Origin of the sequence: Mycobacterium sp. AT1, from assembly GCF_002043095.1 — a bacterium.
In the GTDB taxonomy this organism is placed as follows: Bacteria; Actinomycetota; Actinomycetes; order Mycobacteriales; family Mycobacteriaceae; genus Mycobacterium.
Map to the genome: position 1 here is coordinate 85,879 of NZ_MVOC01000059.1, position 14,391 is coordinate 100,269.

A 14,391-nucleotide genomic window follows, 5' to 3' on the forward strand; every position below is an offset into this window, starting at 1 on the left:
ATGGCCGTCAAGACCCATACCCTGTCGGTGCTCGTCGAGGACAAGCCGGGCGTGCTCGCACGCGTGGCGTCGTTGTTCTCGCGGCGCGGCTTCAACATTCAGTCGCTGGCCGTCGGTGCCACCGAACAGAAGAACCTGTCCCGGATGACGATCGTCGTCTCGGTGGAGGACTTCCCGCTCGAGCAGATCACCAAGCAGCTCAACAAGCTGATCAACGTGATCAAGATCGTCGAGCAGGACGAGGACAATTCGGTCTCTCGGGAACTGGCGCTGATCAAGGTCCGCGCCGACGCGGCCACCCGCGGGCAGATCATCGAAGCGGTGAACCTGTTCCGGGCCAAGGTCGTCGACGTGTCTGCCGAGTCGCTGGTGGTCGAGGCCACCGGGACGCCTGGCAAGCTGGAGGCGCTGTTGGCGCTTCTCGAGCCCTACGGCATACGAGAGATCGCACAGTCCGGCATGGTGACGCTCGCCCGCGGACCGCGCGGCATCTCAGGCGTCAAGTAGTCAACCGTTCGCAACGAAGTAGAGACCAGGAAGAGCAAGGTGGCATTACACAATGGCAGTTGAGATGTTCTACGACGACGACGCAGACCTGTCGATCATCCAGGGACGCAAGGTCGCCGTCATCGGCTACGGCAGCCAGGGGCATGCGCATTCGCTGTCGCTGCGTGACTCCGGCGTCGAGGTGAAGGTTGGCCTCAAGGAGGGCTCCAAGTCCCGCGACAAGGTGACCGAGCAGGGCCTCGAGGTCGACACGCCCGCCGAGGTCGCCAAGTGGGCCGACGTCATCATGTTGCTGGCACCCGACACCGCGCAGGCAGAGATCTTCAAGAACGACATCGAGCCGAATCTGGTGGCTGGCAACGCCCTGTTCTTCGGGCACGGCCTGAACATCCACTTCGACCTGATCGAACCGGCCGACGACATCACCGTCGGCATGGTCGCCCCGAAGGGACCGGGCCACCTGGTCCGCCGTCAGTTCGTCGACGGCAAGGGCGTGCCCTGTCTGATCGCCGTCGACCAGGACCCCACCGGCGAGGGCCAGGCGCTCGCGCTGTCCTACGCCGCTGCCATCGGCGGCGCCCGCGCCGGCGTCATCAAGACGACGTTCAAGGAAGAGACCGAGACCGACCTCTTCGGTGAGCAGGCCGTGTTGTGCGGCGGCACCGAGGAATTGGTGAAGGTCGGCTTCGAGGTCATGGTCGAGGCGGGCTACGCCCCCGAGATGGCCTACTTCGAGGTGCTGCACGAGCTCAAGCTGATCGTCGACCTGATGTACGAGGGCGGCATCGCCCGGATGAACTACTCGGTGTCCGACACCGCGGAGTTCGGCGGCTATGTCTCCGGTCCCCGTGTCATCGACGCCGACACCAAGGAGCGGATGCGCGGCATCCTCAAGGACATTCAGGACGGCACGTTCGTCAAGGCGCTCGTCGCCAACGTCGAAGGCGGCAACAAGCGGCTCGAGAAGCTCCGCGCGGAGAACGCCGAGCACCCGATCGAGGTGACCGGCAAGAAGCTGCGCGACCTGATGAGCTGGGTCGACCGCCCCATCACCGAAACCGCTTAGCGGGTCAGATCTCGGCGCGTAAACGCTCGCTCAGCGATCGTTTACGCGCCGAAGTCATGTCTGGGCCAGGAGGCGGTCGGTCAATTCGACCGGATGCGACAGCATCGCCATGTGCCCGCCGGGGGTGCGCTCGGGTACGACGCCCAGCCGGTCGGCGACGACGCCGCGCATGAAGTCCTCCGGAAAGAACCTGTCGTCGGCGAACAGCACGAACCGTGTCGCGATCCGGGGAAGCTCCGAGGCCGGCCACAATGCGACCGTCGGCGTATCCGACTGGCCGCGTGGCACTTCCTCGGCGACGACCGCGGGGTCGACGCCGTTGTAGTACAGCTCGTTCTCGTCGTCCGGGTCGTACCCGCCTGCCAGGGCAGCCGCGCGTTGGGCGGCACTGCAATTGGTGGCGTCCCACCAGTCGGCCGGCCGTTCGCCCGGCCGGGGGATCATGGCCGAGACGTAGACCAACGCCGACGCCCCCACTCGGGAGCAGGCGAGCGCCCCGGTGAAGCCACCGAAGGAATGGGCGACGACGACCGGCGGCTCGCCGTCGTCACGATGCTGCGCCACCACGGCGTCGGCGTACGCGTGGAGGTCGGCCGAATCTTCCTCGCACGGCAGTTCGACGGCGATCCCGCGGTGCCCGCGACGGTCCAGCTCGTCGACCACGAAGCGCCAGCACGACGGATCGCATGCGGCACCGGGCACCAGAAGGAAGATCGTCACGGGGCCAGGCTGGGGAGCGTCGTGAGTCCGAACTCGCGGCGTAGCACGGTGCGCGCCGCGTAGTAGCCGGCCATGCCGTGCACGCCAGTGCCCGGCGGCGTGGCAGACGAGCAGAGGTACGCCTTCGGGATCGGCGTGGTCCACGGGTCGAGCCGGAGCGTCGGGCCGATCATGGCGCCGAACAGGGTCGCGCCGCCAACGATGATGTCACCGCCGACGTAATTGGCGTTGTGGGCCGACATGTGGGCAGCCGGCACACAGCGTGCCGCCACCACCAGGTCCCGGAAGCCGGGCGCGGCCCGCTCGAACATGGCGGTGATCGTCTCGACCAAATTGGCCGTCGACCCCGACGGGACGTGGGCGTACGTCCACAGTGGCCGCCGTCTCTGCGCGTCGACGCGGGACGGATCCGACAGGTGCGGAAGGGATGCCAGCGTCATCGGCCACTCGGCGTGGCGACCCGCGTTGACCTCGCGTTCGGCCAGGGCCATCTGGGCCCGGCTCCCGCCCATGTGCACCGTGGACGCCCGTCCGACCCGCTCGTCGAGCCACGGAATCTCGCCGGAGAGGACGAAGTCGACCTTGCACACGCCGGGTCCGAATCGATAGCGGCGCAACGCCTTTGCGTACCGGGGCGGAACGGCGTCGCCGTAGACGTCCAGCAGCGCCGTCGGCGCGGTGTCGTAGACCACCACACCTGCCGGGGGAGTGGTCACCGGCTCGCCGACCACCAACTCCCCGCCGTGGGCGCGCAGGTCCGCGATGAGCGCGTCGGCGATCGTCTGGGTGCCGCCGACCGGCACGGGCCACCCCGCCGTATGTGCCACCGTGCCGAGCATCAACCCGGCTCCGCTGTTGACCGGGGACGGCATCGTCGAGATGGCATGTGCGCCAACGCCGGTGAACAACGCCCTGGCGTCATCGCCGCGGAGCACGCCCCAGGCCGGGCTGCCCTGGGCCAGCACCCTCAGCCCCGTGCGCACCGTCGTCACCAGATCGGGCGGCAGCGAGCGCTTGTCGCCGAGGAAGAAGCCGAGCACCCCGTCGGCGTGTTCGACCAACGGACCGAACAGCCGCCGCCACGAGCCGCCCTCGTCGAGCTCGGCGCACGTCCGGTCCAACGAGCGGTAGGCCACCGCCGCGGGCCTGCCCGGCAGCGGATTGGCGTAGGAGATCTCGGGGGCCGTCAGCTGCACCCCGCGCGCCGCGAGGTCGAACTCGGCGAAGAACGGTGACGCCACCCCAAGCGGGTGCACGGCCGAGCAGACGTCGTGACTGACGCCGGGATATTCGGGATCGGGCATCGTCCGCGCCCCGCCGCCAGCGGTGGACTGCGCCTCCACCACGCGTACGCGGAGCCCTGCCCTGGCGCAGATGACCGCCGCGCTCAGCCCGTTGGGTCCACTACCGACGACCGTGACGTCCATCTAGTTATTACAGCCCACTACTCTGTTCGCGTGAGCCTGCCCGTTGTCTTGATCGCCGACAAACTTGCCGAATCGACAGTTGCCGCCCTGGGAGACCAGGTCGAGGTGCGCTGGGTCGACGGCCCCGACCGCGAAAAGCTGCTTGCCGCGGTCCCGGAAGCCGACGCCCTGCTGGTGCGCTCGGCGACGACGGTGGACGCCGAGGTCATCGCCGCGGCCCCCAAGTTGAAGATCGTCGCCCGCGCCGGCGTCGGTCTCGACAACGTCGACGTCGACGCCGCCACCGCACGCGGGGTGCTGGTCGTCAACGCGCCGACGTCGAACATCCACAGCGCCGCCGAGCACGCGATTGCCCTGATGCTGGCCGCGGCGCGGCAGATTCCGGCCGCCGACGCGACACTGCGCGAGCACACCTGGAAGCGGTCCAAGTTCTCCGGTGTGGAGATCTTCGGCAAGACGGTCGGCGTGGTCGGGCTCGGCCGCATCGGACAGCTCGTCGCTCAGCGGCTGGCGGCGTTCGGCGCCCACATCACCGCGTATGACCCCTATGTCTCGCAGGCTCGCGCCGCGCAGCTCGGCATCGAACTGCTGACCCTCGACGAGCTCCTCGGACGCGCCGACTTCATTTCGGTGCACCTGCCCAAGACCAAGGAGACCGCCGGCCTGATCGGCACCGACGCGCTCGCCAAGACCAAGCCCGGCGTCATCATCGTCAACGCCGCCCGCGGCGGACTGATCGACGAGCATGCCCTTGCCGACGCGATCAAGAGCGGCCACGTCCGCGGCGCCGGACTCGACGTCTTCTCCACCGAACCGTGCACCGACAGCCCGCTGTTCGAGCTGCCCGAGGTCGTCGTCACCCCGCACCTCGGGGCGTCGACCGCCGAAGCGCAGGACCGCGCGGGCACCGACGTGGCGGCCAGTGTGCGGCTCGCGCTGGCTGGCGAGTTCGTTCCCGACGCCGTCAACGTCGGTGGCGGCGTCGTCGGCGAGGAAGTCGCCCCGTGGCTGGACCTGGTGCGCAAGCTTGGGCTGCTGGTGGGTGCGCTGTCCGCCGAGCTGCCGACCAACCTGTCCGTTCAAGTCCGCGGGGAGCTGGCGTCCGAAGAGGTCGAGGTCCTGAAGCTCTCGGCGCTGCGCGGGCTGTTCTCCGCCGTCATCGAAGATCAGGTGACGTTCGTGAACGCGCCGTCGCTGGCCGCGGAGCGCGGTGTCGAGGCCGCCATCACAACCGCCCCGGAAAGTCCCAACCACCGCAGCGTCGTCGACGTGCGTGCGGTGGCCGCCGACGGGTCGACGGTCAACGTGGCGGGCACCCTCTCGGGACCACAGCAGGTGGAGAAGATCGTCCAGATCAACGAGCGCAACCTCGACCTGCGCGCCGAGGGCGTGAACCTCATCGTCAACTACAGCGACGTGCCAGGGGCGCTCGGCACCATCGGTACCAGGTTGGGCGGTGCCGGGGTCAACATCCTTGCCGCGCAACTCAGTCAGGACGCCGACGGTGACGGCGCGACGATCATGCTGCGATTGGACCGCCAGGTGCCCGGTGACGTGCTCGCCGCGCTGGGGGCCGACGTCAGCGCCACGACACTGGAATTGGTGGACCTGTCATGAGATTGGCCGTCATCGCCGGCGACGGCATCGGACCCGAGGTGGTCGACGAAGCGCTCAAGGTGCTCGACGTCGTCACCCCCGGGGTCGACAAGACCACCTACGACGTCGGCGCCCGCCGCTACCACGCCACGGGTGAGGTCATGCCCGACGGCCTGGTCGACGAATTGCGCACCCACGACGCAATCCTGTTGGGCGCCATCGGCGATCCGTCGGTGCCCAGCGGCGTACTCGAGCGCGGGCTGCTGCTGCGGATGCGGTTCGAGCTCGACCACCACGTCAACCTGCGCCCGTCGAAGCTGCACGCCGGGGTCACCAGCCCGCTGGGTGAGGTGGACCTCGACTTCCTGGTCGTCCGCGAGGGCACCGAGGGCCCGTACACCGGCAACGGTGGTGCGATTCGCGTCGGCACGCCGCACGAGGTGGCCACCGAAGTCAGCCTGAATACCGCGTTCGGCGTCGAACGCGTGGTGCGCGACGCGTTCGCACGGGCGTCCAAGCGGCGCAAGCACCTGACCCTGGTGCACAAGACCAACGTGCTGGCGTTCGCCGGCAAGCTGTGGTCGCGCATCGTCGACGAAGTGGGTCGGGAGTTTCCCGACGTCGAGGTCGCCTACCAGCACGTCGACGCCGCCACGATCCACATGGTCACCGACCCGGGACGCTTCGACGTGATCGTCACCGACAACCTGTTCGGCGACATCATCACCGACCTCGCGGCAGCGGTGTCCGGTGGCATCGGGCTGGCCGCCAGCGGCAACATCGACGCGACGGGGACCAACCCGTCGATGTTCGAGCCGGTGCACGGCAGCGCGCCGGACATCGCAGGCAAGGGCATCGCCGACCCCACTGCGGCGGTCATGTCGGTCGCGCTTCTGTTGGCGCACTTGGGTGAAGACGCCGCGGCAGCGCGGGTCGACGCTGCGGTGGCCAAACACCTCGCAACGCTCGACGGTGCGAAGCTCTCCACCTCCGAGACCGGCGACCGCATCGTCGGTCTGCTCTGACCTGATGGCCAGATACTCGGGCTGATCCAAAGGGTGGCTGTGGGCACCACGGAAACCGTTCGCACCCATCGCGATTCGGCGCTTCACCCGGTCCACCTCGACGAGCGGGACTGGCGCTGCAGGGCGAGATCGCCGTTCTGACCAAGAAGGACAACGGGCAGATTCAGGCGGTCAACCAGGCCCTCAACCACGTGATCCAGAACGGCACGTACCGCAAGGCCCTCGATCGCTGGGGGCTCGGCGGCGAGGCGGTCCCGCAGTCGGAGATCAATCCGCCAGGGCTGCCCAAGAAGTGGTGACGACGGTGACCGCGCACCGGTTCGCAGGCAGTGCGATGTAGGTTCTCGTCATGGTGACGCCCAGGCTGCCGTCGATGGTGACGCTCACCCACCAATGCTGGCTGTTCGTCGTCGGATCGGCGTTCTTCGCTGCCGCCACGGTGCCCGGCATGGCCGCCGTGGCTGGTGCCGGTGCGGCCAACGCGCTCTGCTTCGTCGGGTCGTGGTTCTTCACCAGCGCGGCGTGGATCCAGCTGGTCCTGTCCCGGCCCGAGGGCAGTCCCGAGTGGCGTTCCGCCGCCGTCCAATTCGGTGGCACCGTCCTGTTCAACGTCAGCACCGGCGCGGCGGTGTGGGCGCACGAGGTGATGGCCGAGCGGCGGTTGGTATGGGCGCCGGACGCGACGGGATCGCTGGCCTTCCTGGTCAGTGCCGCTATCGGGGTCGTCGCCGTCACTGCGAGCGTCGGTGGCTGGCAGCCGGCGTCCCGGGACTGGCAGGCCCAGTGGGTCAACATGATCGGCTGCATCGCCTTCGCCGCGAGCGCGGTGGGCGCGTTCGTCTACCGGACCGGGAGCGTCGCCGACGTGGCGCTGGCCAACCTCGGCACGTTCATTGGGGCGCTGTGCTTCCTGGCCGCCGCGCTGCTGGTGCTGCCGCGGGGCGGCGCCGTCACGCCGTCCCGGTGACGAATCCGCCGCGATCCACGGCGACGGCGCCGTCCTTGAGCACGAGCAGGATGTTCTCGGGCCTTCCGACGGCGTCGACGTCGGCCAGTGGATCACCGCGCACCACCACCACGTCGGCGATCTTTCCCGCTTCGACGGTACCGAGTTCGTGGTCGAGGCCGCACAATTCGGCTGACGTCCTGGTGCCAGCCACGATCGCCTGCATCGGCGTGAGACCACCGAACCGCACCAGCAAGCCAAGCTCCTGAAGGTTGGTGCCGTGGTTTGGGCTGAGTCCGGCGTCGGTGCCGAGCGCGATCTTGACGCCCGCGGCCGCCGACGCTGCCACCGCCTCTTGGGCCATCCGATGCCAGCGCACGCTCTTCTCGCGCGCCGCGGGCGACACGGTGACGTCCGACATCGTTTCCAGGAGCGTCGGCACGAGAAAGATCCCCTGATCCACCATGCGCTTCCGCAAGGCGTCGTCGAGCTGGTATCCGTGCTCGATGCTCGTCACGCCGGCCTCCACGGCGGCCTCGATCCCGGCGTAGCCGATGGCGTGGGCGGCGACGGACTTGTTCCCGTAGGACCTTGCCTCGGCCACCACCGCCGCGATCATCTCCGTTCGCATGCCAAGCCATTCGGGTTGATCGCTGGGCGAGGCAATGCCTCCGCTCGAGGCGATCTTGAGGACGTCGGCCCCCGCGGCGATGAGCTCCCGCGTGCGACGGCGGGCTTCGTCGACGCTGTCGACCAGCGAGCCACCCACCAGTGGGGTCAAGTCGACGCCGGAGGGCAGGTGAAAGTCGGCGTGCCCGGACGTCTGGCTCATCATGTCGATCGCGACGAGTAGCCGCGGGCCCGCCACCAGTCCGTCGGCTACCGCTTGGCGTACCCCGGCGTCGACGCCCATGAGGTCCCGAGCCGTCGTCACACCGTTGTGCAGCGTGACCCGCAGGCGTTCGACGAGTTGAAAGTAGTGGTAGGACAACGGATGCAGGATCCGATCGAGGGGGAGCCCGCCGGCACCGGGCAGCCCGAGGTGGACGTGGCAATCGAAGAAGCCGGGGCAGATCGTGTTGCCGGCCAGATCGATTCGGGTCGGAGATGCGGTGGAGGTGGAGGTGGGAAGATCCTGCTCGGAACCGACCCAGGTGATCTTGCCCTCGTCGATCAGGACTGCGGCGGACGGCTTCGGGGTGGTTCCGGTGCCGTCTACGAGGGTGGCGTTGTGCAGCAGTAGTGGTGGCATCCTCTTCGACTTCACCAGGCGGCCCGGATCTTGGCAAGGCCTCTCGTCGCTCAGTCCGGCGGCGCGTGATTCCGGAGCGGATCGGCCGCGACGGGCACCAGCGGTAGCGCGATCAACGGAAACAGCGCGCACACGGCGAACGCCAGCGGGAAGCTCGCCATCGTGATCAGTGCGCCGAACACCGGAGGCACGATGCCTGCGGTGAGCAGCTGGCTGGTGTTCTGGGTGCCCAGTGCGCGGCCGCTCCAGAACGGTCCCGCGATTTCAGCGATGGCGGTGAACGCGAGGCCGTTGTCGGAGACCGTTACCACCGATGCGACCACCATCACCGCAATGGACAGCGGGGAACCGAACAGGTCCGTCACCGCCAGCAGGCCCATCGCGACGGCGGCGCCGATGGCGATGGTGCGGACCGGGTGCAATCGCGATCCCACCTTGTCCGACCACCTACCGGCGGCGATTCTGCCCGCCGCGCCGAGGATTTGGGCGAAGGTCACCATCGCGCCCGCCGAGGCCGCCGACCATCCGCGGTCGGTCATCAACCAGACCAGCGTGAAGGTCCAGACCACGCACTGCGGTACGACCAACAGCACCGAGACGGCGTGTATTCGCCACAGGGTCGACGACCCGCGGTACGGGTTCTCGAGATCCTCGGGACACGCCTCGGCCCGAGGTGGCCGGGGTGGGTCCACGACGCCAACCGCACTGACGACGGCGGCCGCAGCACATGCGATCGCGGGGAACAGCAGCGCCGCCGACACACCACTGGCCTGGGCGAGTTGCGGAATCACCAACGCGCCCAACCCGACTCCGAGCGGCTGAGCCGTCTGGCGGATGCCCATCACCAGGCCTCGCTGATGCGGGGGAAACCACCCGACGACCAGCCGTCCGCTTGCCGAGTTGCTGCTGGCAGCCGCCATGCCGCCGAGGAACAGAAAGATGCCGACCGCGACCAGGGAGTCGACCGACGCGGCGGCGAAGGCCGCGGCCGCGGTCAGTGCCGAACCGACGGCCAGCACGACGCGCTCGCCGAACCTGTCGACGAGGTAGCCCCAGGCGATGAGCGTGACGACCATGCCGAAGCTGGGCAGTGCAGAGACCAGGCCCGCCTCGGCGAGGTCGAGGCCTTGCTCGGTGTGCAGGGTCGGGATGAGGAACGCCACCCCGTTGATGAAGACGTTGGCGCACAGCGTCGTGGCGAGTGCGATGACCAACATCGACCACCGGCGTGCGGTCCCGAGCGTGGGTTCGGACATGTCTCCATCGTGACACGGTGATCTCACAATGCCGAATCGTCATCCCACGAAGTGAGACTGGCAAATGAGAATGCCCCTCCTCCGCTGGCTGCGGAGAAGGGGCATTCTCATACGGCGTGAGGTCAGCTCGCGCTGGAGGCTCCCGAGCCCTCGGAGCCCGAGCTGGAGGATCCCGCGGAAGCATCCTTCGTCGTCTTCTTCGTCGAGGCGGCCGGCTTGCCGGTGCTACCGGTCGACGCGGACGTCGACTTGGTGGCGTCGGACGCCGTGCTCGACGATGACGTGCTCGGGGTCGACGAGCTCGTGGCCGACGGTGCCTTGTCGTCATTGGACGACTTGGTGCTCGGCTTGGTACTCGTCGAGGTGCTCGACTCGGTGCCCGTCGACTCGGTGCCCGTCGAGGTCCCGGTCGATTCGCTTTCGCTCTTGGCGGTGTCAGCAGCAGACCCTACCGGCGTGCTTGCCGCCGGTTCCGTGACGGCGGTGGCCGGCTCGGTTGCGGTGGTTGGCTCCGCGGTGGTCGGCTCGGTGGTGACCGCGGCAGGTTCGGTGACGACGGCAGCCGTCGGGGCGGTCGTAACGTCGGTCGCGGCCTCCGTCGTACCTTCCGTCGTGACGCTGGCCGTCGTCGCGCCGGTCTTGGCTGCCGTGTCTCCGACCTGAGCGGCGTCGGTCGGCGCTTCCGTCAGGCTGATCAACGTGGCGGAGCTCGGCAGGCTTGCCGCGGTTGCCGCGGGCGGAAGGGCTGAACTCAGAGCGTTGGCAAAGGTCTTCCGCACGTCCAGCAGGGCGGCAATCAATCCCGAGCCGAAGCCACCCTCGACCAGGGGGCTGAAGATTCCGGTCGTGAACTGCGGCGGGTACCCGTTGAGGAAGGCGTTCGTCACGATGGCGGGGATGTTGGCGAGGGCGTTGAGTGCTCCCGCGACGTCTCCCGCCCGGGCCGCGTCGATCACGGCCTGGCCGGCGTCTCCGAACGAGTAGACCGCGCCGGCGATCGGAGAGATCGCGGCAAGGCCGATTGGCAGGAGGGCGTTCGGAATGGCGGCGACGACGTTGGCGAAGCGCTGGGCGCTGTCGGTGATGATCGACGTCGCCCCGATCAGGCTGATCGCCGGCCCCAGGATGAGCCCGATCCCGGCCTGGAACAGGGTGCCGACCGCCGCGCTGAACTGGCCTGCGGCGAGTTGTTGGGCGGCAAGAAGGGTGGCAGCAGGCAGCGCGGCAACTTGGGCCCCGAGTACACCCGCCGTGCCCTCGAGGGCCGTCGCAAGGGTGGAGGCGTTGGCCAACTGGTTCTTCAGGATCTCCGCCAGGATCGGCGCCGGATCGTTCTGGAACTGGATGCCAAGCGCCGCGACGTTGGCGAAGGTGGTCTGGACGACGGTCACCCATTCGGCGATCGGGTTCGCCAGTGCCGCGAGCTGTACCTCGGCCGAGGACGCGTGGATCGCAGGCAGGTGGATCTCTGGCGGCGGCACCGCGAGCGGCGCGGCGATGAGGGCGCTTGCGCCCACCACCGCGACACCGGCCGTGAGGTAGGACCGAACCGCTACGTGCACTGACATTTTTCTCCCTTTGTCGAACGGACCCCCGTGGCCAGGACCGTAGCGGAACTTACCAACGAGTAAGCACCAAATGGGCGACCAATTTTTCCTGCGAATCCATTGCACGTGATCTGTTCGTTATTGGCGAGGCATCCGTCGATGTAGCTGGTAGTTGCGTCGTAGGAGCCTTTCTCTCGACGTGCAATGGTCCGTCCTGCGAGGTTGTGGGCAGTCCAATTAGCGCTGAACTTACTCGAGGGTAATGAGGTCGGGTTTGCTGGAACTGTCGTGGACGACAATTTTGCCGCCGGCGCCCGCGCGAGATTTTGGCGAAGATTCCGGCGGCTGAAGCGCTCGGTGAACTGGCTCGCAGCGATGTGGGCCGCGGTGGTCGGTGTCCTAGGCTGTGAAAAATGCGCCTCGGTCGAATTGCCAGTCCAGACGGGGTCGCCTTCGTGAGCATCGAGGGTGACGTCGAGAACGGTGCCTTGGAGGCACGGGCCCGCGAAATCGCGGAGCATCCGTTCGGCACTCCCACCTTCACCGGGAGGTCGTGGCCACTTGCCGACGTGCGACTTCTCGCCCCCATCCTCGCCAGCAAGGTGGTGTGCATGGGTAAGAACTACGCGGCTCATGCCGCCGAGATGGGCGGCGTCGCCCCCGAGGACCCGGTGATCTTCCTCAAGCCGAACACCTCGATCATCGGCCCGAACGTGCCCATTCAGCTACCCGCCGATGCCCATCCCGTGCACCACGAGGGGGAGTTGGCCGCCGTCATCGGCAGGCCGTGCAAGGACGTCCCCGCGTCGAAGGCCGCCGAGAACATCCTCGGCTACACCATCGCCAACGACGTCTCGGCACGCGACCAGCAGAAGAAGGACGGGCAGTGGATGCGGGCCAAGGGGCACGACACCTTCTGCCCGGTCGGGCCGTGGATCGACACCGACGTCAACCCCTTCGACCTCGACCTGCGCACCGAGGTCAACGGACAGATTCGGCAACACAGCCGAACCTCGTTGATGATCCACGACATCGGCGCCATCATCGAGTGGGCGTCGTCGGTGATGACCCTGCTGCCCGGTGACCTGATTCTGACGGGGACGCCCGAGGGCGTCGGTCCCATCGAGGACGGCGACACGGTGAGCATCACGATCGAGGGCATCGGTACGCTCACCAATCCCGTTGTGCGCAAGGGTAAGTCATGACATCGCCGACATCTGAGGTGCGAGTCCGGTTCTGCCCGTCGCCGACGGGAACCCCGCACGTCGGGCTGGTTCGGACGGCGCTGTTCAACTGGGCCTATGCGCGCCACACCGGGGGCACGTTCGTGTTCCGCATCGAGGACACCGATGCCGCGCGGGACAGCGCGGAGAGCTACGCGGCCATCCTCGACGCTCTTCGGTGGCTTGGACTCGACTGGGACGAAGGCCCGGAAATCGGCGGGCCGTACGCGCCGTACCGGCAGTCCGAGCGCAGTGAGGTGTACCGCGACGTCATCGACCGTCTCCTTGCCGCCGGTGAGGTCTACGAGGCGTACTCGACGGCCGAGGAGGTCGAGGCCCGCCACGTCGCCGCCGGCCGAAACCCGAAGTTGGGCTACGACAACCACGACCGCAACCTGTCCGACGAGGACCGGGCCCGCTTCGCCGCCGAGGGGCGCAAGCCCGTCCTGCGGCTCCGGATGCCCGACGAGGACATCACCTGGACCGACCTCGTACGCGGCCCGACGACGTTCGCCGCGGGCGTCGTGCCCGACTTCGCGATCACCCGTGGCAACGGGGATCCGTTGTACACCTTGGTCAACCCGGTCGACGACGCGTTGATGAAGATCACCCACGTCCTTCGCGGGGAGGACATCCTGCCGTCCACCCCGCGCCAGATCGCGTTGTACCAGGCGCTGATTCGCATCGGCGTCGCCGACAGGGTTCCCGAATTCGCCCATCTGCCAAGCGTTCTCGGGGACGGCAACAAGAAGTTGTCGAAGCGCGATCCGCAGTCGAATCTCTTCCTGCACCGCGATCGTGGCTTCATTCCCGAGGGTCTGTTGAACTACTTGGCGTTGCTTGGCTGGGGGATCGCCGACGATCACGACCTCTTCAGTCTCGACGAGATGGTGGCCGCCTTCGACGTCGCGAACGTCAACTCCAATCCGGCTCGCTTCGACCAGAAGAAGGCCGACGCGATCAACGCCGAACACATCAGGATGCTCGACGGCGCGGACTTCACCGCCCGGCTGCGTGACTACTTCGTGGGGCACGGCCACGACACGGGTTTGGACGACGCCAGCTTCGCCGAGGCGGCCGCTCTGGTGCAGACGCGCATCGTGGTGCTCGGCGACGCGTGGGATCTGTTGAAGTTCTTCGACGAGGCGTCCTACGGGCTCGACGAGAAGTCTGCGGCCAAGGAGTTGCGCGCCGAGGCAGTACCGGTGCTCGACGCGGCGCTGGAGGGGCTGCAGGCCGTCGGCGACTGGACCACTGCGGGCATCGAGGCGGCGTTGAAGGCGGCGCTGCTGGACGGCCTCGAACTGAAGCCGCGCAAGGCGTTCGGCCCGATCCGGGTGGCGGTCACCGGTTCGTCGGTGAGCCCGCCGCTGTTCGAGTCGATGGAATTGCTTGGTCGAGACCGCAGCCTGGCCAGGTTGCGCGGTGGGCGCGACCACGCTGCCGCCCAGGCGTGAAATCGAGCGCCGAAATCTTTGGTAGTGTGCTCGTCGGTCGGTGATTGCACACGCTGGTTCGCGCCAGCGGGTGTTCGACGGCCACGACGTCTATGACCAGCGGTTATAGACGGCAATTGGGGTATGGTGTAATTGGCAACACAGCGGTTTCTGGTACCGCCATTCTAGGTTCGAGTCCTGGTACCCCAGCCAATTCCGGTAGCTCCGGAGGAGGCGTCGACTGATTAGGTCGGCGTGGTCACCTGAGCTATGCTGACCAACCGGAATTAGTTCTAGCCCCCGTCGTCTAGCGGCCTAGGACGCCGCCCTCTCACGGCGGTAGCGTGGGTTCGAATCCCATCGGGGGTACACACGATGAAGGCGCCTACC

Annotated in this window: 12 protein-coding genes, 2 tRNA genes and 1 pseudogene; 10 read left to right on the forward strand and 5 right to left on the reverse strand. The window is 67.7% G+C overall.

Annotated features, from left to right (window positions below):
• A complete protein-coding gene (gene ilvN, locus B1790_RS26235) occupies positions 1-507 on the forward strand; it encodes an acetolactate synthase small subunit (RefSeq protein ID WP_079926222.1) in 507 nt (168 codons plus the stop codon).
• 64 nt (positions 508-571) lie between these two features.
• Entirely contained in the window at positions 572-1,573 is a 1,002-nt protein-coding gene (ilvC, locus tag B1790_RS26240) for a ketol-acid reductoisomerase (RefSeq protein WP_198952125.1), read from the forward strand.
• A gap of 54 nt (positions 1,574-1,627) precedes the next feature.
• Here ilvC and B1790_RS26245 read toward each other — a convergent pair whose 3' ends face one another.
• Both B1790_RS26245 and B1790_RS26250 read right to left on the reverse strand, forming a co-directional pair.
• Positions 1,628-2,293, reverse strand: a complete 666-nt coding sequence (locus B1790_RS26245; protein ID WP_079926224.1) for an alpha/beta fold hydrolase — start codon at positions 2,291-2,293, stop codon at positions 1,628-1,630.
• Positions 2,290-3,720 carry an NAD(P)/FAD-dependent oxidoreductase gene (locus B1790_RS26250; protein ID WP_079926225.1) on the reverse strand — a complete coding sequence of 477 codons (1,431 nt, stop codon included), beginning with the start codon at positions 3,718-3,720 and terminating at the stop codon, positions 2,290-2,292. Before B1790_RS26250 ends, B1790_RS26245 begins: the two co-directional genes overlap by 4 nt.
• A 30-nt stretch (positions 3,721-3,750) precedes the next feature.
• On the opposite strand from B1790_RS26250, the gene serA reads away from it, so the two are divergent.
• The 4 genes and pseudogenes from serA (at position 3,751) to B1790_RS26270 (ending at position 7,308) form a co-directional block, all read left to right on the forward strand.
• On the forward strand, positions 3,751-5,337 hold the full coding sequence (gene serA / locus B1790_RS26255; protein WP_079926226.1) for a phosphoglycerate dehydrogenase: 1,587 nt from the start codon (positions 3,751-3,753) through the stop codon (positions 5,335-5,337).
• A complete protein-coding gene (locus B1790_RS26260; protein ID WP_079926227.1) occupies positions 5,334-6,341 on the forward strand; it encodes a 3-isopropylmalate dehydrogenase in 1,008 nt (335 codons plus the stop codon). The genes serA and B1790_RS26260 overlap by 4 nt, the downstream gene beginning before the upstream one ends.
• 104 nt (positions 6,342-6,445) lie before the next feature.
• Positions 6,446-6,640 (forward strand): annotated as a pseudogene (locus B1790_RS26265) (ABC transporter substrate-binding protein); the annotation flags it as partial.
• 50 nt (positions 6,641-6,690) lie between these two features.
• Complete coding sequence (locus tag B1790_RS26270; RefSeq protein WP_233165325.1) at positions 6,691-7,308, forward strand: hypothetical protein; 618 nt, start codon at positions 6,691-6,693, stop codon at positions 7,306-7,308.
• On the opposite strand, the gene B1790_RS26275 is transcribed toward B1790_RS26270, so the two are convergent.
• The 3 genes from B1790_RS26275 to B1790_RS26285 all read right to left on the reverse strand — a co-directional run bounded on the left by B1790_RS26275 (position 7,292) and on the right by B1790_RS26285 (position 11,363).
• The gene (locus tag B1790_RS26275; protein WP_079926228.1) at positions 7,292-8,539 is read right to left on the reverse strand and encodes an amidohydrolase family protein; all 1,248 of its coding nucleotides are present in this window, start codon (positions 8,537-8,539) and stop codon (positions 7,292-7,294) included. The two genes, B1790_RS26270 and B1790_RS26275, sit on opposite strands and share 17 nt — an antisense overlap.
• A gap of 50 nt (positions 8,540-8,589) precedes the next feature.
• Positions 8,590-9,795, reverse strand: coding sequence for an MFS transporter (locus B1790_RS26280; RefSeq protein WP_079926229.1), 1,206 nt, complete (start codon positions 9,793-9,795; stop codon positions 8,590-8,592).
• A gap of 122 nt (positions 9,796-9,917) precedes the next feature.
• Positions 9,918-11,363 (reverse strand): hypothetical protein, encoded by a 1,446-nt coding sequence (locus B1790_RS26285; protein WP_079926230.1) that lies wholly within the window; start codon positions 11,361-11,363, stop codon positions 9,918-9,920.
• 392 nt (positions 11,364-11,755) lie between these two features.
• Between B1790_RS26285 and B1790_RS26290 the strand changes: the two genes are divergently transcribed.
• The 4 genes from B1790_RS26290 to B1790_RS26305 all read left to right on the forward strand — a co-directional run bounded on the left by B1790_RS26290 (position 11,756) and on the right by B1790_RS26305 (position 14,370).
• The gene (locus B1790_RS26290) at positions 11,756-12,547 is read left to right on the forward strand and encodes a fumarylacetoacetate hydrolase family protein (RefSeq protein ID WP_079926231.1); all 792 of its coding nucleotides are present in this window, start codon (positions 11,756-11,758) and stop codon (positions 12,545-12,547) included.
• Complete coding sequence (gltX, locus tag B1790_RS26295) at positions 12,544-14,022, forward strand: glutamate--tRNA ligase (protein ID WP_079926232.1); 1,479 nt, start codon at positions 12,544-12,546, stop codon at positions 14,020-14,022. Before B1790_RS26290 ends, gltX begins: the two co-directional genes overlap by 4 nt.
• A gap of 117 nt (positions 14,023-14,139) precedes the next feature.
• Positions 14,140-14,214: transfer RNA gene (locus tag B1790_RS26300), tRNA-Gln, on the forward strand.
• Between the two features lie 83 nt (positions 14,215-14,297).
• Positions 14,298-14,370: transfer RNA gene (locus B1790_RS26305), tRNA-Glu, on the forward strand.
• Positions 14,371-14,391 lie beyond the last annotated feature (21 nt).